We start from the raw sequence: 16,613 nt of genomic DNA, 5'->3' as shown, positions 1-16,613 counted from the left end.
AGAAAAGAGAATAAAGAAATGTTGAGTTGATTATAGGGCCTGTGGATGACGGGGTACCCACTGTTCCGAAAATGTACCCCATCTTTCCCCAGATGTGTACAGATTGGAGGTTCTTGAAAAAGCGTCACTTTTCTGACTTATCCAGAAATTCCGCCCAGGCGCCTGTGTACAACTCACCGCGTCCGGGGTTGTACCACTTGTCCACGGTACTCGGTACCCATCACGCCGTTTTCCCGTACTGTCCCCGTGTACCCCATCACCGTACAAAGTACCCGGCATAGTACTCACTGAAGTACTAACGTGCCTCAGAAGCGGATGTGTTTCCGAGTCGGGTAATCTGAGGAAGGCGCAAAAGGAATGATCGAAACGAATTCGGGAGAAAATGAAGTACTGACGCTTTCTCTCCTCCGCATTAGTACACGTCTCGTCCTGGCCAGCGGTTCGGCGGCGCGCCGTTCTCTTCTGGCCGGCAGCGGTCTTCCGTTTGAGGTGCGGGTCGCCGGCGTCGATGAGACCATTCTCAAAGAGGTGGGACAGGCGGCAGGCGATACGCCGCAGAATGTTGCGGTCCGTCTTGCCAGCGCCAAGGCACAGGCTGTTTCCGACACGCTCGCCGATCCTGATGCCGTGATTATCGGCGCCGATCAGATGCTGAGTTGCGACGGCGTCTGGTTCGATAAACCGGGCTCGCCCGAAGAGGCTCTCGATCAGCTTCGCCGGCTTCGCGGACGCACTCATCACCTGCATTCCGCTGTCGTCCTGTGCCGGAAAGGGAGCGTTTTCTGGCATCATGTGTCGACGCCGGCTCTGACCATGCGCCTGTTTTCCGACGATTTTCTGGAGACCTGTTTCGCTCTCGACGGAGGCGCCTGTCTTTCCTGTGTGGGCGCCTATCGCCTCGAAGGACCCGGTATTCACTTCTTTGAACGCATCAGCGGCGATCACAGCGCGATCCTTGGACTTCCTCTGCTGCCGCTGTTTCATGCGCTTCGGGAACACGGCATTCTCGCCGGATGAAATCATTCCGTGATGCGGGCCGCCATTCAGGGCTTGTCAGAAAGAATTTCCCCCGCTATATCGCCCGCACTCCGATGCGTGTCTGATGACATGGTTCGCGAGCGGGGCCATAGCTCAGTTGGGAGAGCGCCTGAATGGCATTCAGGAGGTCGTGAGTTCGATTCTCATTGGCTCCACCAGATTTCTGTAACATCGTCAGAAACAGCCGGTGTCACAGGGCGAGACAGTACCTGCCACCGGTATTATTTCTCAGAGACGGGCTTAAAAGCCTGCCCGTGAAATTTTCTGTAAAATACAAAGAAGTTTTTGGTGAAGCTTTTTTCAAAAAGCTTCAGAAGACACCGCCTCTCTGAAAAAAAAGCAGCACCCGGAAACTTTTACAGTAAGTGCTCTTTGAGCATGGCTGAGGCGGGCCGAAAATAGCCGAAAATACAGGTCCCGTGCCTTACGGCTCCCATATCATGATATCCGCCCCCGATCCGTCCGCGTAATACCGTGGCCTGTGGCCTGCTTTTTCAAAACCGGTGACATGATAAAGCGCTTTCGCCGCCTCATTCAGCGTCGAGACCTCCAGGAAGAGACGGATCGGCCGAATCTCCCGCAGCCTGTTCTGCAATGCACCGATCAGTCCACCGGCAATGCCCTGACGCCGGAACATGCGGCGTACGGCAAGTGTGAGAATCTCCGCCTCATCCGAGACCTGTCGCGCAAGGATGAATCCGGCCGGTTCGCCATTGACCGAAGCGATCAGAGCCAGCGTTCCAGGCTGATCAAAAAATGATCTGAATGCCGGAGAAGACCATCGTTCATTCTCCTGGAAACTCTCGGCATGAATCTCGGAGAAAATATCACAAAAAATGACCCCGGCTTCGACGATGTCCACGGAAGAACCGGACATCACTCCGGGCATCATCGTGGTGTCGCCCGCAGACCGGCACGAGGCAGTTTCGCCTCCGGGGGATCGACATAGAGCGGCAGGGCCGGGCGCGGGGGCAGTTCACCCTTCAGCCTTGCGAGCCCTGCCAGTGCGATCCCGCGGAAGTCAGCGTCACAAACCGGTGCAATCTGGCATCGCTCGTTTCCGGCCTGATCCAGGGCTTCGGCGGCGGCGTCTCCCGCAAGCAGCCATGATCCGGGCTCAGGGCGCCAGAGAGCGCTCTGAACCGCGATAACCTCCGCCAGCGTGTCTCTCAGTGTATCTCTGCGGGAGGAAGATTCTTCCACGAACCAGCGTCCGCGGCGAGCGCCGCAGATACAAAGCCACCCGTCCAGCCCCCGCGCCGTCACCAGAGCGTCCAGAGACGGCGCCAGAGCTTCTCCGCGTGTCACTCCCATGACCGGACAGCCTGCTCCGAACGCCAGCCCTGCCGCGAGGGCGCAGGCCGTACGCAGACCGGTAAAGGACCCCGGACCGATCACGACCACCACGAGGTCAGGCGTTTCCCAGCCGGCTTCGTTCAGGCACGTCTCCAGCATGACGGCCAGTGCGCCGATGCCTTCATGCCCTGCCTGCTCTGCCGATGCCACAACCGACAGGTCAGCATTCAGGGTCGCCACCCGGGCGCCGACCTTCTCACCGGCTGGCGACGCGTCGAGCACGACGATCCGTTCAGGAGCGGTCTGTGCGGGCAAGGTTATATTTCCGCTCAAAGCAGCCGGCAGGCTTCATCGAAGGAAAGTCGTCCGGCGCGTGGTGTTTCGTCGTGAACGCCATGGCCCAGGCAGAGAAGGAAATTCGCCCGCCAGCCGTCCGCCGCCAGAAATGTGTCTTCCACCATCGCGCTGTCGAAGCCCGACAGTGGCAACGCATCGAGTCCCAGCGCCCGGGCCGCGAGGATCAGATAGCCGCCCTGCAGAGTGCCGTTACGAAACGCCGTCTCTTCGGCGAGCCCGACATCGGAGGCAAACCAGGAACGCAGATCGGGTTCCGGGTTCAGCTGCGAAAAATAATCGAAAAACAGAGGATCATACGCAATGATTGCCACAACGGGCGCCGTCATTGCCTTGTCCACATTGCCTGCTGACAGGGCCGGACGCAGCCGTTCCTTTACGTCCTGTGTCGTCAGGAAGACAAAACGGGCCGGACAGCAGTTCCCGGAGGTCGGTCCCATTTTGACAAGATCATAGAGCGTCTGCAGCATTTCGTTCGCGACAGGCTCGTCCTTCCAGCGCGAAGGTGTCCGCGCATTACGGAAAAGACAATCAGATACGCTCTCATCCACTGGCATAGACCTTACCCCGTCCAGGTTCCGTGCCGTGCATACCTCTGCCGGAGGCGGCTTTCCACCCCGATGCGCACCGGATCACGGACCCGGTGCGCGGAGGAAGCCGGGGTTTTCCGAAAATGAACAGGATCACAGAAAGGCTGTGTTCCCGGTGGATTCCAGGACGGGAAAACGGTCTCAGTTCAGAACCTGCTCGACCGACACGATTTCAGGCACATAATGCCGCAGCATGTTTTCGACGCCATGCTTCAGCGTTGCGCCTGAAGACGGGCAGCCCGAGCAGGCGCCCTGCATGCTCAGCCGCACAATTCCGTCCCGGTAGCCACGGAAGACAATATCGCCGCCGTCGCTGGCCACGGCCGGCCGCACGCGCGTCTCCAGAAGTTCCTTGATCTGCTGAACGATCTCTTCGTCACCCGGCATGACCGGGTCTTCCGTTACCGCCGCATCGGCTTCGACAGCCGGACGTCCGGATACGAAGTGATCGACCAGAGCCGACAGGATCAGCGGTTTGAGCTCCGCCCAGTCCTGTTCATCCGCCTTTGTCACGGAGACGAAATCCGATCCCATGAAGACCCGCGAGACGCCTGGCAGTTCAAAGAGGGCCTCGGCCAGAGCCGACCGGCCGGATACCGCATCCGCGTCGATAAAATCGACCGTGCCGGCGTCACCGGTCACGTCCCGGCCAGGAAGAAATTTCAGTGTGTTCGGGTTCGGCGTGCCTTCAGTCTCGATGAACATGACCAGACTCCAGATAAGGCATCGGTCCCGCACGGCTGACCGGACGCCGGAGATAAAAGAGGACACGGACGGTCCTGTATACAGACAGGACATGTGGCAACGCCGCCCGAATGGCAAGCCCCGTATGGCGAAGACCAGAGCCGAATGAAGCGGATGTCACGGGAGGAAGCTGTTTTTCAGCGATGACGGAACAGGGTGGGGTTCCGGAGCATGCTGATTCTGCGTCCTGTGTTCCTGAATGAACGGGAATAAAGATCTCTGGTGTCCGGATATCTGAACGGGAGGATGGCTTCGCGGGGCTTTGCCCCGGACCCCACAAAGGGACACGGTCCCTTTGATCCCGGTTTGTTCAGGCGGTTTTCGCCTGATCAGGGTTTCCCGGATGGCAGATCCTCGTGACTGATGTCCGAACCGCTGAGCTGCCGCCAGAGATAAACCGCTTCCAGCGCCCGTTCATGGGCGACTTCTTTCGCGTTCACCGTTCCCGAATGGCCCCCTTCCGTATCCTCGTAATAATAAAACGGTGCTCCGAGGGCTTCCAGCCGGGCTGCGAACCGTCGCGCATGGACCGGTCCCACGCGGTCGTCGGTTGTGGAGGTGAAGATAAACGGCGTCGGGTAATGCACGCCTGCTTTCAGATGCTGAAGTGGCGAAATCGACTCCAGAAAATGCCGCTCCGCCGGATCACTCATCGAGCCGTATTCATCCGCCCAGGAAGCGCCGGCCGCCATCGTTTCATAATGCAGCATGTCCAGCAGCGGCACGCCGATCACCACGGCGTTCCAGAGTTCCGGGTGTTCCGTAAACTCGACACCCATCAGCAGGCCGCCATTGGATCGTCCCCGGATGCCGAGATGACGAACCGAGGTGATTCCCCGTGCCACCAGATCGCGGCCTGCGGCGGCAAAGTCATCGTAGATGCGCTGCCGGTGCGTCTTGCGTCCGGCTTCGTGCCATGCGGGACCAAATTCACCGCCACCGCGAATATTGGCGACGGCATACAGACCGCCATGGGCCAGCCAGAGCCGGCCGATCTCCGGCGCATAGGTGGGTGTGTAGGAGGCCTGAAATCCGCCGTAAGCCGTGAGAAGGACCGGATGCGATCCGTCTTTCACCATTCCCTTCGGGCGCACGAGAAAATAGGGAATGCGCGTGCCGTCGGAAGACGTCGCCCAGAGCTGTTCAACTGTCAGGGCGCTGGCATCGAACTGAGCCGGCATCTGCCGTATCTTCTCGGCGCCGGCCGGGCTGGCTCCCACAAGCCATAATTGCGGCGGATCGATATATCCCTCGACAGTCAGGAATGCGGCGTCGGAATTCTGGTCAGCGTCAGCAATATGCACTGTCGACATATCGGGCAGGGGAAGCACCACGCGGGACCATGTGGCTCCCGGGGTGGTTCCCGGGGCGGCCCCCGGAGCAGTCCTGGGAACGGATGGTGACCGGAGCACCATGGCGCGACCGCGTACGTTGTCAAAATAGGTGACAACGACGGTATCCTTCGTCACAGCGACTTCGTCCAGTGCTTCAGTCCGGCCTGGCGTATACAATATTTCCGCGTCCCGCCCCGGATCGTGCGGATCGACGGACACCAGGCTGCCCGACGGAATCTGCGGCGAACCGGACGGCGTCCATGCTTCATTCAGTGACAGAATCAGCCGCCCGTGGAGCATCCCGTGCAGTTCGATATGCTCTGGCAGTGTGAGCCATCTGAGCTGTCCCGCGCCGTTTCCATGGAATGCGATATCCATGCTTTCAACGACCGCGAAGCGGCTCGTAAAGAATGTCGGCTCCCGGTGGATGAGGAGAAGCTGCGTTCCGTCGCCGTCCGTCAGCACGACCGGATCAACGGAAACGTCGCTCTTTTCTCCGCGGGCGATCTCAATCGCCAGATCGGTCGGCTGGCCACGAATGACGCGTCGCACGACGAAAGGATAACCTGACGCCGTCAGTGTGGCTCCTGTGCCATCCCAGTCACGGCTGACCAGCAATGTGTCCCGGTTAACCCACCCGACTGCCTGTTTGGAGCGTGGCAGAGCAAAACCGTTCAGAACGAAAAGTCCGGCCTGGGTGTCGTATTCGCGAAGCGTGTCCGCGTCCTCGCCACCGTCAGACAGGCTGACAAGACAATACCGTTCTTTCGGCTCCAGGCAGTTCGCGCCTTTAAAGACCCAGTTTTCATGGTCCTGCTTCGCGAGGGCGTCGACATCCAGTTTCGTCACCCAGCCGGTGAGCTGCTGCCGGTAGGAGGCCAGAGTCGTCTGCCGCCAGATGCCACGCGGATGGCGTTCGTCCTGCCAGAAATTCCAGATGTTCTTCCCGAGGAAGCGGGGTTTCGCAAGACGGTCCTGACTCTGTCCCACAGCCAGCGCGTCGGCATAAAAACCTGAATAGCGCGGGTCGGACTGAAGAGCGTCGAAGGTTTTCCTGTTGTGGGCCATGACCCAGTCAAGCGCTTCCGCGCCGTGAATGTCAGAGAGGTAATCCGGAGCCTCGTTCGCGGGTGCCGGTGCTGCGCGGGTCGTCACAACAGATGTCATCTGAAAAGCCAGAACAGCGAGAGCGACAACGCGAGGGACGGACATGAATCCTCCGGGAAGAACCGAGTACCAAAAGCAGACTGGTTCTTTTTAGAGCGTTTCGTCGCCGGAACGCCAGACGGGGTCACAATTGTGAGGTGGTGATCGTAATCAGAGGTAAATTAACGGGCCGGAAGGTTATGGCATTGAAAGTAAGTGCTGACTGGCATGTCAGGGGATTGCACAGGGTCTGGTTACTTTAATGTCGGAGTTGTGTGTGCGGCCACGCCGGGCATTTTTTCATTATCGCATGAGCCTGAGAGACTGTTTCAAAATCCTTTTCATAAAATTTCTTTTAAATCACAAAGAAATTTTGGTGAAGCTTTTTTAAAAGCTTCAGAAGACGCTGCCTTTTTGGAAAAAGGCAGCACCTAAAAACTTTTATTGTTTTTATCAAAGATTTGTCGTGGGTGCTTTTTTTGAGGCTGGCTGACGAGCGGATAAGTGGGACAAAAAGCATAATATTATTCGTATGTTATGAAAGATTTTATCCGGATGAAGCTTTTGAAACAGTCTCTGAGTGTTTCAGATCAGCGTATTAACAAAGTTTACAGAAGTTTAAAATAATCTCACCTTGTTGGAAAAATAACTTATCAGATTGATTCTTTTTCCGGTTTATATTGTATCGAATACAGGATTTTTTGTTTCGTCATGCCAAAGTTGATAAGCGGCATCTTTTGCGGATATCATTATCCCGTGTATTATTAGAAGTATTCTTTTGAATATTAAAATTTAAAATAAAAGTAAATCTTTCAGAGTTATCATAGGGTTGAACTGAAATATAAAAATAACGTCTTTTCTCTGGTATCTGCAATGCCGGCCGACCGTATATTGTTAAAAAAGTAACTGTTTTTTTATAAAATTTCCGCAGCCTTACCGCGTGTGTCCGGGCAACCGAAAAACAGATCACGACGAGAACTGCGGAGATCAGAGAATGTCTTTATCGTGGCTGCGAACTGCCGCTTCTGTTCGCAGAAAGATTAACATAATATTCGGCATTCTTTTTGCTACGGCCCTGCTTCAGCTGAGCGTCTCCGTTATCTCTGTCTTTGCGCCGGTTTACAGCCACTGGGTCTCGACAACGGCCATCTGCGGCAGCCTGTTTCAGATCGTCACTATCTTCGTGACGCTGATGCTTGCAATGAGTACTGTCGTAGCTCCGCTTGAGAAAATTACAGCCGCCACTGAGAAAATCGCGGCAGGCAGGCTCGATGAACCGATTCCGTATCACAATTACCGGGACTGCTCGGGTCGTCTTTCCAGGGCGCTGACAAAATTCCGCAATATGTCGGTTGAGAACACCAGGGTCCATGAGGAAGCGCTCGCGGCATCACGCGCCGCCGAGATCAGCCAGAAGCAGCTGACCGAGGAAAGTACGCAGCAGAGGAAATGGACGGAAGAACTGGTCGGACAGCTTATTTTCGGCATGCAGCGTCTTTCATCAGGCGATCTGAATTTTCGCTATACAGAGCCGTTTCGTCCTGAATTCGAGCAGTTTCGGACAGATTTCAATGCGACTGCCGACCGCTTTGCCGATACGCTGGGAAGAGTGACGGCCAGTGTTTCGACAATCGCTTCAGGCTCCGCGGAGATCGCTCTGGCATCCGACGATCTCGCGCGTCGCACGGAGCGGCAGGCCGACAATCTGGGGAAAACAGCCGGTTCGGTCAGCACGGTGACAACCGGCGTTCAGCGTACGGCGCAGGCAGCGCTTGATGCGCGAAAAGCCGCCGGAGGTGCCAGGGAGCAGGCGGCGGAGTCTTCATCCGTCGTGCAGTCGGCAATTTCCGCAATGCATGAGATTGAGGATTCTTCCAAAAAGGTCGCTGATATTCTTGGCGTAATGGATGAGATCGCCTTTCAGACAAATCTTCTTGCTCTCAATGCCGGGGTTGAGGCAGCGCGTGCTGGAGATGCGGGGCGTGGCTTCGCGGTCGTCGCGACGGAAGTCCGCTCTCTCGCGCAACGATCGGCAACATCGGCTAAAAATATAAAGGAGCTGATCTCCCTGTCGGGTCGTCAGGTTTCGAAAGGCGTCAGTCTTGTGACGCAGACAGGAACGGCTCTCTCTAAAATATCTGCGAATGTGGAAACGATATCGGATCTGATCGCATCGATTTCTTCATCGGCTCAGGAGCAGGCGGAAAGCCTCACGCAGATCAACGCCGCGATCAGCGAAATGGATCAGACTACGCAGCAGAATGCCGCCATGGTTGAGGAGACGACCGCCGCGAGTCATAATCTGACCCGGGAAACAAAGGATCTTGCCGAAGCTGTCTCCCAGTTTCGTATCGGGGATGAGGTCGGGAAGATAGCGGCGGCGACACAGAGGACGAAATCTCTCGCGATGAAACATCCCTCTGCCCCTGAGATCCCTGAAAATGGAGAGATTCGTACCGGCGCTGTTTCCCGGCATGCCTCTTCCGATGACGGCTGGGAAGATTTCTGAGCATTCGCGGACGGACGGACACGGGAGAAAGCAGAGCTATGGAAAAGACAATCCTTATAGTCGATGATTCACGGACGATGCGCGATATGCTTCGTCGTACTCTCGAAGGCGCCGCCTATCTGGTCGTTGATGCGGTTGACGGACAGGACGGTCTTGAGAAGCTGGAGGCAATGAATCCGGCGCCGGATGCGATCATTACCGACATAAATATGCCCCGTATGGACGGATACGGTTTCATAGAGGGGGCGCGGGGAAAAGATCGCGGTCGTCACATCCCTGTTCTCGTACTGACCACGGAAACCAGTGCCGAAAAGAAAACACGGGCAAAGAATGCCGGGGCAACAGGCTGGATCGTTAAACCGTTTGAAGCGTCGGTCCTTCTTTCCGCTCTGAAACGTGTCATCGGATCATAACGGGACAAAGCGATGATGGACGATCTGGACAGCATCCGGCCGATCTTCTTTGAAGAATGTGCTGAGCAGCTCACCGAACTGGAGCGTGCTCTGGCTCGTCTGGAGAACGGAGAAGCAGACCACGATACGGTCAATGCGGCGTTTCGGGCGGTGCATTCGATCAAGGGCGGAGCCGGGTCGTTCGGGATGACGGAACTCGTCAGATTCGCGCATATTTTTGAAACGGCTCTCGATCTTCTCCGTTCCGGAAAAATTACGCCTGCACCGTCAGTTCTTCAGATATTTCTTCATGCAACCGATGTTCTGAGTGATCTCACAGCCGCGGAGCAGGGCGGTCCTGCCGCAGATCCTCAGAGGACGGAAGAGTGCGGGAAAATGCTTGAAGCTCTGTCTGCGATGCCAGAAGCAGAGCCAGCGCAGAAGTCTGAAGATCCTGCGGAAGCGACGCCGGAGGCTGACGACGGTGTTCCTGACGGATTCATGCCCGTGCGGTTTGAATTTGAGGAGGATCTCTCAGATCCGCAGAATATTCCTGAATTGTCTGAAGGATTCGAGATATTCTCAGACTCTCCTGCGTCCGGAAATATGCCTCATGCAGAGGCAGAGCCACCGGCGGAGATGGCGAAGTCTGTCCGGTCTGAAAGTCCGTGTGAGACAAAAACACCTGTCTTATCAGGACCTGTTTCAAAAGCACCAGTGGTTCCTGTTACTGCACCGCCGGCAAGTATACGGGTCGACGTGGCCCGCATAGACCGGGTTATGGATCTTGTCGGAGAACTGGTCATCGGCCAGTCGGCGCTCCGGGAGGCATTCGATAAAAACGCACTCAGTATTCCGGGTGAAAGCGATTCCTCCACGCTGTCGGACGCGATGAACGCCATCGGACAGCTTACGCGGGACATCCAGGACGCGGTGATGGCGGTCCGGGCGCAGCCTTTGCGCACGGTATTTCAGAGAATGCAGCGTGTTGTCAGGGAAACATCGCTCATTGCAAAGAAACGTGTTCACCTGATTACTGAAGGTGAGGATACGGAAGTTGACCGGACACTTATCGAGCGTCTGACCGATCCGCTGACGCATATGCTGCGGAATGCCATCGATCATGGCATAGAACCCGAGGAAAAGCGGATTGCTGCCGGCAAACCAGCCGAGGGTACAATCACGCTTTCAGCCGCGCACCGGTCCGGGCGGATTGTTATTACGATTAAAGATGACGGAGGCGGTATCAACCGTGAACGCGTAAGAGCAATAGCGGAAAAAAAAGGGATCATTTCACCCGATGCAAATCTGTCAGACGCGGATGTCGATAACCTGATATTCGCCCCCGGTTTTTCCACTTCGGAAACCGTTACTGATCTGTCAGGGCGCGGTGTTGGAATGGATGTCGTCAAACAGGCGATTCAGGATTTAGGTGGTCGTGTTTCCATCCAGTCCGAAGCGGGTAAAGGATCGGATTTCATTCTGAGCCTGCCGCTGACTCTGGCGGTCATGGATGGCATGCTGGTGACGGCTGCAGGGCAGGTGCTGATACTGCCGGTCTCCTGCATTGTTGAGACAATGATGATCGACCGGAAAAATATCTTTCCGGTCGCCGATGATATGCCGCTTATGTGCGTGCGTGGTTCTTTTATTCCCATGATCGAGATCGGCAGCGCGCTCGGATTTTCTTCGGTGAGTAAAAACTGGTCCGATAAGGTCGTGCTGATTGTTGAAGATGATGACGGCAGGACAACCGCCCTCGTCGCGGACAGCATCGACGGACAGATGCAGATCGTGATCAAAGCCATCGAAACGAATTACCGTCCGATCGCGGGTGTTTCAGCGGCAACGATACTGGGAAGCGGGCAGGTCGCCCTTATTCTTGATGTGCCTGCCGTCATTGCCGGGGCCGGAAAGCCGGCGGATATTTCATGGGTAAAACAAACAGGCATTCCCTCTGAAATGGCTGCGGCGGAGTCGATGATATGAATACTGAACGGGAATACGACGGCAACAGCAGGAACTCCGGTAAGGTGATCTCATTTGCCGTCGGTGAGCAGGAATACTGTGTCGACATACTGAGTGTGCGCGAGATCAGGGGATGGACGGAAGCCACGCCTTTACCTGGCACACCGCCCTGGGTGCGCGGCGTCATAAACCTGCGAGGCATCATTCTTCCTGTTATCGACATACGCGTCCTGCTTCGTATCGGAAGCGAGCGTCCGGTCTCCCGTGAAGTCGTCATGGTTGTCGATATCGGCGATAAGGTATCGGGCCTGCTCGTCGACAAGGTTTCCGATATCATCGATGTTGATCCGGCAATGGTTCAGGACGTTCCGTCATCTGTCACAGGTGATACATCCGGGATCATCAGTGGACTGATCGCACTCGACGGACGTATGATCGGCATCCTGAATCTGGATTCTGTTGCAGAACAGATTATGGAAGAAGCTGTATGACAGCTTTATCTGTCCATCCGGGTGAAGTTCTTTATACCGACGAGGATTTCGATAAGATAAAGAATATTGTTTATGATTATTCAGGAATCGCTCTGGGAGAGACGAAAAAATCGCTTGTTTATTCCCGTGTCGCGCGTCGGATACGTGAATGCGGTTTTCCCAGCTTCAGCGATTATATTGATTTTGTGACCGCTTCCGACGGTGAGAGAGAGCTCTCCCGAATGATCGATGCCATCACAACGAACGTTACCAATTTCTTCAGAGAAGGCCATCACTTCGGACATTTTTCGCGTATCGTGCTGCCGGATGCGATTGCGCTGGCAAAAAGGGGAGAGAAAATCCGGTTCTGGTCGGCGGCCTGTTCTTCCGGACAGGAAGCGTATTCAATTGCCTCCTGTATTATGGAAGCATGTCCCGACTCTGATAAATATGACATCAAGGTTCTCGCTACAGACATCAATATTGATATGGTCGGACGCGGGAGGGAGGGTATTTATACCCGCGAGGAATGTCGGGATATTCCTGATAAAATCAGAAAAAACTGGATGGAGACGACAGACGGGGGAATGGAATTCCGGCAGCCGGTAAAAAGCCTGGTTACGTTCAGACGTCTGAATCTGCTGGCTTCGTGGCCGATGAGTATCCCGTTTTCGGCTATTTTCTGCCGGAATGTGGCGATCTATTTCGACAGACAGACGCAGGACAGATTATGGATGCGTCTGGCGGCGCATCTTCGACCGGGCGGTTATCTCTATATCGGGCATTCAGAAAAGATTCCGAAGGGGCTGGTCGCATCTCTTGCTGCCTGTGACACTCCGACCACCTACCGGAAGGAATCGTCATGAACCGGAAAACACGGGTTCTCATAGTCGATGATTCCAGAACCGGCCGTGCACTGATCGCCGCGGCGTTGAGGCGTGACCCTTCCATCGAAATTCTCGGTTCCGCCGGTGATCCTTTCGAGGCACGCGATATCATTGTGCGTGATGAACCTGACGTCATCACGCTGGATGTCGAAATGCCGAATATGAATGGTCTGCAGTTTCTTGAGAAGATCATGCGGCTGAGACCGATCCCTGTTGTCATGGTCTCCAGTCTTACGGTCCGGGGTGCGGATGTCGCGATTGAGGCTCTGGAACTTGGCGCTTTCGACTGTTTTCCGAAGGCTTCGGGTCTTTCCGGACTCGATGCTTATGCCGGTCTGGTGCCGATCGTTAAAGCCGCTGCCGCGAGCGGGGTTAAACGCAGGCTGCCTTCCTCTGTCAGGCAGGACATCCATGATGCATCGTCGCATAAGCCGTCCGGGTCCGGGAACGGATCTGCTGAAATCATAGCGATCGGAGCGTCGACGGGCGGTGTTGAGGCTCTTGGTGAAATCCTGCCGGCTCTGTCGGAATCGACGGCGCCTGTCGTGATAACGCAGCACATGCCGGCGCTGTTTACGGCGAGCCTTGCGGCACGTCTGAACAGATTGTGCAGGATAGAAGTCACCGAGGCGCAGGATGGCATGACATTGCGGACCGGACACGCCTATATCGCGCCCGGCGGACAGCGCCATCTTCATGTCAGGCGTCTCGCTGGCCGGCTGACGGCCTCTCTTGATGCGGGTGAGCCGGTATCGGGACACCGGCCGTCTGTTGATGAACTCTTCTCATCTGTTGCGAAGGTCGCCGGCAAAAACGCTTTCGGTGTGATTCTGACCGGCATGGGGCGGGACGGCGCGGAAGGTCTGCTGGCCATGCGCCGGGCCGGCGCGCAGACGATCGCTCAGAACGAGGGAACATGCGTGGTCTATGGAATGCCGCGTGTGGCCGTGGAACTGGGCGCCGCTGAGAAAACGCTGCCGCTCGGAAAGATCGCTGATTTTCTTATGTCATCTCAGGGCGCTGCAACAGGAGTGAAGCACTAATGCCATCCGCATCCGCTATTCGGGCACTGATCGTTGATGATCAGACGTCCATCCGGACCATTCTGCGGAACAGCCTGGCTCAGATTGGTATCATTCAGGTGTCGGAACGGAAAAACGGTAAAGATGCGGTCGATTATCTCGACGGTAATTCCGTTCATCTGATTATTTCTGATTTCAATATGCCTGAAATGAATGGTCTTGAGCTGCTGAAAGCGGTCAGAACCAATCCGAAAACACAGAAAACCGCTTTTATCATCCTTACCGGCGAAGCCAGCAAAGATCTCGTGCAGGAGGCGGTTAAAGGCGGCGTGAATAACTTCCTGGCAAAGCCGTATACTGTCGCAAAGCTTAAATCCGTTCTTGAAGCGGTTTTCGGCACGATAACCGCGTAACGGGCGGACAGTCGCGCACCATGCAATCCGACGGGGTCATACTGGTGACGCAGGGCGATGTGCGTGTCTCTGACTGTTCGGAGACAATTTTCATGACGCTGCTCGGGTCCTGCGTTTCCGCATGTATGTTCGATCCTGTCGCCGGGGTCGGTGGCATGAATCATTTTCTTCTGCCTTCGGGAGAAGGATATGCGACGGGAGACAGAATTTCCTACGGCGCCCATGCGATGGAGGTTCTTATCAACGCCCTTATTAATATCGGTGCCAGGAAGTCCCGTATTAAATGCAAGCTGTTCGGGGGCGCTAACATACGGCTAAGTTTCGGAAATATTGGCACTCAGAATTCCGAATTCGCGTTGGAATTTCTTCGGGATGAGGGAATTGACTGTGTCTCTTCAAGCACGGGTGGCACGTTCGGCAGACGTGTCAGATTCTGGCCTGTCGGCGGTCGTGCCCAGCAGGCCGTGATTCAGGATGACACGATGCCGGCGACGGAAATCAGAGCGGCCCGGGAAGATGCATTGCGCATCAGAATGGACAGACAGCATGAGGCGGATTTTTTCTGATGAAAACAGTTTCCGTCGGGCTGCCTGAATTTCTGGCACGAATCGCCTCTGTTGCTGACAGTCTGGGCTCCCTTCTCGACCGGCTCCAGCATGACCTGTCGGAAACTGACGGAACAGGTGGCATTCCGGCAAGTCTGCAGAATCTGGATCGTGCCACGCAGATGGCCAGAGAAATCGGTCATGTTCTGGAAGAGGTCTCAGCTGAGACCGGCGCTTCTGCCAGTGGGGAGCAATTGCGGATAACCGGCGAGACGATGCGGTTCCGGCTTGGTGATGTCGAGGCGTTCCTGAAGACCGGACAGGCGTTGTCTCCGGTGTCGGAGCCGTCAGGCGAGGTTGAGCTCTTTTAAGAGGCTGTTTCAAAAGCCTTTAATGCACAAAATTCTCATCATAAACTGATAATGTTATGGTTTTTTGCGTCCTGGGCACTTGCCTGTCTCTGCCAGATCGAAGAATTCTCATAATTAACTCTTTGATAAAAAGTAATAAAATTTTTTGGGCGCCGCCTTTTTTCAAAAAGGCGGCGTCTTCTGAAGCTTTTTGGAAAAAGCTTCACCAAAAACTTCTCTTAATATTAGTCCAGAGTTTCATGGGCAGGCGTCTGAAGCAGCTTCAGATATGTCGGGATCAATGGGACCGCGTCCCTTTACGGGGTTCGGGGATAGGCCCTGAAAACACGCTCCGCGCATGGTCACAAAGTATACAACCGCTCTGATCAGGGTGCTCTCACACCCATTATGACCAGATGAAAGAATACATTATAACAGCCTGTAGCAGAGGCTCTGAGGCTCCTCGCCTGAGACAGCAACCTGCCAGTCTGCTATGCGTTATGTCATATCGTTGAAAAAAGGAAACGTCCGTGCCCCGCAAGAAAGCTCTCCTGCTTGCCGCATTCTCTGTCGTTTTTGCGGGGAGCCTGTCTTTTGATGGTATGGCAGTTGCGCAGCATTCTCTGAAGGGAAGCCAGGTCCGCACGCTGCCGATCGCGGCCGCTCTGGCGGACAGGGATCGCCCGGATGCGGACCGCTCCCGCGACGCAACACGGAAACCCGCCCAGCTGCTCGCCTTCGCAGGGCTTGGGCCAGGCATGAAGATTGCGGATCTGATGCCGGGACAGGGTTATTTCACACGGATCTTCAGCAATGTCGTCGGAAAGACCGGTCATGTCTATGCCGTTGTGCCGGCTGAGAGGGTCGCCAGAAAGCCGGATGCAGCCGATGCCGTAAAAGCAATCGCGGCCGATCCGTCTTTCGCCAATGTGAGCGAAGTGACGACCCCGCTCGGCTCGCCTGTTCTCCCTGGCCAGGTTGATATGGCCTGGACCTCCCAGAACTACCACGACGTCTATGGTCAGAGTCCTGATGCCGCGCTGGCCTTCGATAAGGCTGTTTTCGGCATTCTCCGTCCGGGCGGCACATTCATCGTGATCGACCATGTCGCCATTGCCGGAAGCGGCAGCGCCCCGACGACGACGCTTCACAGGATCGATCCGGCCCTGATCCGCGATCAGGTCACGAAGGCCGGCTTCGTGTTTGAAAGCGAGAGTTCCGTTCTGCGGAACCCGTCTGATCCGCATACGGCGACTGTGTTCGATCCTTCCATCAGAGGACGGACCGACCAGGTGGTCTTTAAATTCCGCAAACCTGCTCGTTGAGAAACCTGCCGCTGAGCGGGATGGGGAGGATTTCTCCGGGCTTTGGCCCGAACTTCATAAAAGGGGGCGGTCTCTTAATGATAAGAGGCTGTTTCAAAGTCTGCCCATGAAACCCCGACTACGGCGTGTGGGGATTCACATGAGGCTTGGGTTATGATTCAAGCTTCTGATGGAACGCTTTGTGCTGACGGACGCCCAATGGGCGCTGATTGAACCCCAATGCCTTGGCA

General features: G+C 55.6%; 17 protein-coding genes and 1 tRNA gene. 13 read left to right on the top strand and 5 right to left on the bottom strand.

What is annotated here, in order from left to right:
- Positions 1 to 357: 357 nt before the first annotated feature.
- Both GOB93_RS10300 and GOB93_RS10295 read left to right on the top strand, forming a co-directional pair.
- Positions 358 to 1,017: a Maf family protein gene (locus GOB93_RS10300; protein ID WP_173583421.1), complete on the top strand. Its 660-nt coding sequence runs from the start codon at positions 358 to 360 to the stop codon at positions 1,015 to 1,017.
- A gap of 103 nt (positions 1,018 to 1,120) precedes the next feature.
- Positions 1,121 to 1,196, top strand: a tRNA-Ala gene (locus GOB93_RS10295).
- Positions 1,197 to 1,462: 266 nt separating this feature from the next.
- Here GOB93_RS10295 and GOB93_RS10290 read toward each other — a convergent pair.
- The 5 genes from GOB93_RS10290 to GOB93_RS10270 form a co-directional block, all read right to left on the bottom strand.
- Positions 1,463 to 1,915 (bottom strand): GNAT family N-acetyltransferase, encoded by a 453-nt coding sequence (locus tag GOB93_RS10290; RefSeq protein WP_173583420.1) that lies wholly within the window; start codon positions 1,913 to 1,915, stop codon positions 1,463 to 1,465.
- Positions 1,916 to 1,926: 11 nt separating this feature from the next.
- The gene (gene tsaB / locus GOB93_RS10285) at positions 1,927 to 2,649 is read right to left on the bottom strand and encodes a tRNA (adenosine(37)-N6)-threonylcarbamoyltransferase complex dimerization subunit type 1 TsaB (RefSeq protein ID WP_173583419.1); all 723 of its coding nucleotides are present in this window, start codon (positions 2,647 to 2,649) and stop codon (positions 1,927 to 1,929) included.
- A 14-nt stretch (positions 2,650 to 2,663) separates the two neighbouring features.
- On the bottom strand, positions 2,664 to 3,245 hold the full coding sequence (locus tag GOB93_RS10280; RefSeq protein WP_173583418.1) for a malonic semialdehyde reductase: 582 nt from the start codon (positions 3,243 to 3,245) through the stop codon (positions 2,664 to 2,666).
- 174 nt (positions 3,246 to 3,419) lie between these two features.
- The gene (locus tag GOB93_RS10275; RefSeq protein ID WP_173583417.1) at positions 3,420 to 3,983 is read right to left on the bottom strand and encodes a NifU family protein; all 564 of its coding nucleotides are present in this window, start codon (positions 3,981 to 3,983) and stop codon (positions 3,420 to 3,422) included.
- 368 nt (positions 3,984 to 4,351) lie between these two features.
- Positions 4,352 to 6,568 carry a prolyl oligopeptidase family serine peptidase gene (locus GOB93_RS10270; protein WP_173583416.1) on the bottom strand — a complete coding sequence of 739 codons (2,217 nt, stop codon included), beginning with the start codon at positions 6,566 to 6,568 and terminating at the stop codon, positions 4,352 to 4,354.
- A gap of 150 nt (positions 6,569 to 6,718) precedes the next feature.
- Here GOB93_RS10270 and GOB93_RS10265 point away from each other — a divergent pair, with 150 nt between their 5' ends.
- From GOB93_RS10265 to GOB93_RS10215, 11 genes are all read left to right on the top strand, one after another.
- Positions 6,719 to 6,937, top strand: coding sequence for a hypothetical protein (locus GOB93_RS10265; protein WP_173583415.1), 219 nt, complete (start codon positions 6,719 to 6,721; stop codon positions 6,935 to 6,937).
- A gap of 559 nt (positions 6,938 to 7,496) precedes the next feature.
- A complete protein-coding gene (locus GOB93_RS10260) occupies positions 7,497 to 9,011 on the top strand; it encodes a methyl-accepting chemotaxis protein (RefSeq protein ID WP_173583414.1) in 1,515 nt (504 codons plus the stop codon).
- 38 nt (positions 9,012 to 9,049) lie between these two features.
- Positions 9,050 to 9,424, top strand: a complete 375-nt coding sequence (locus GOB93_RS10255) for a response regulator (RefSeq protein ID WP_173583413.1) — start codon at positions 9,050 to 9,052, stop codon at positions 9,422 to 9,424.
- 12 nt (positions 9,425 to 9,436) lie between these two features.
- Entirely contained in the window at positions 9,437 to 11,392 is a 1,956-nt protein-coding gene (locus tag GOB93_RS10250; protein WP_338422346.1) for a chemotaxis protein CheA, read from the top strand.
- Positions 11,389 to 11,862 carry a chemotaxis protein CheW gene (locus GOB93_RS10245; RefSeq protein ID WP_173583412.1) on the top strand — a complete coding sequence of 158 codons (474 nt, stop codon included), beginning with the start codon at positions 11,389 to 11,391 and terminating at the stop codon, positions 11,860 to 11,862. The genes GOB93_RS10250 and GOB93_RS10245 overlap by 4 nt, the downstream gene beginning before the upstream one ends.
- Positions 11,859 to 12,707 carry a CheR family methyltransferase gene (locus GOB93_RS10240; protein WP_173583411.1) on the top strand — a complete coding sequence of 283 codons (849 nt, stop codon included), beginning with the start codon at positions 11,859 to 11,861 and terminating at the stop codon, positions 12,705 to 12,707. The genes GOB93_RS10245 and GOB93_RS10240 overlap by 4 nt, the downstream gene beginning before the upstream one ends.
- A complete protein-coding gene (locus tag GOB93_RS10235) occupies positions 12,704 to 13,771 on the top strand; it encodes a protein-glutamate methylesterase/protein-glutamine glutaminase (protein WP_173583410.1) in 1,068 nt (355 codons plus the stop codon). The genes GOB93_RS10240 and GOB93_RS10235 overlap by 4 nt, the downstream gene beginning before the upstream one ends.
- Positions 13,771 to 14,163 (top strand): response regulator, encoded by a 393-nt coding sequence (locus tag GOB93_RS10230; RefSeq protein WP_173583409.1) that lies wholly within the window; start codon positions 13,771 to 13,773, stop codon positions 14,161 to 14,163. The genes GOB93_RS10235 and GOB93_RS10230 overlap by 1 nt, the downstream gene beginning before the upstream one ends.
- Positions 14,164 to 14,183: 20 nt before the next feature.
- On the top strand, positions 14,184 to 14,729 hold the full coding sequence (locus GOB93_RS10225; RefSeq protein WP_173583408.1) for a chemotaxis protein CheD: 546 nt from the start codon (positions 14,184 to 14,186) through the stop codon (positions 14,727 to 14,729).
- Positions 14,729 to 15,079: a hypothetical protein gene (locus GOB93_RS10220; protein WP_173583407.1), complete on the top strand. Its 351-nt coding sequence runs from the start codon at positions 14,729 to 14,731 to the stop codon at positions 15,077 to 15,079. Before GOB93_RS10225 ends, GOB93_RS10220 begins: the two co-directional genes overlap by 1 nt.
- Before the next feature lie 509 nt (positions 15,080 to 15,588).
- Positions 15,589 to 16,383 carry a class I SAM-dependent methyltransferase gene (locus GOB93_RS10215; protein ID WP_338422345.1) on the top strand — a complete coding sequence of 265 codons (795 nt, stop codon included), beginning with the start codon at positions 15,589 to 15,591 and terminating at the stop codon, positions 16,381 to 16,383.
- The last annotated feature ends 230 nt before the right edge of the window (positions 16,384 to 16,613 follow it).

Origin of the sequence: Acetobacter musti (assembly GCF_011516835.1) — a bacterium.
In the GTDB taxonomy this organism is placed as follows: Bacteria; Pseudomonadota; Alphaproteobacteria; order Acetobacterales; family Acetobacteraceae; genus Acetobacter; species Acetobacter musti.
This window is presented reverse-complemented; position numbering and strand designations above follow the sequence as displayed.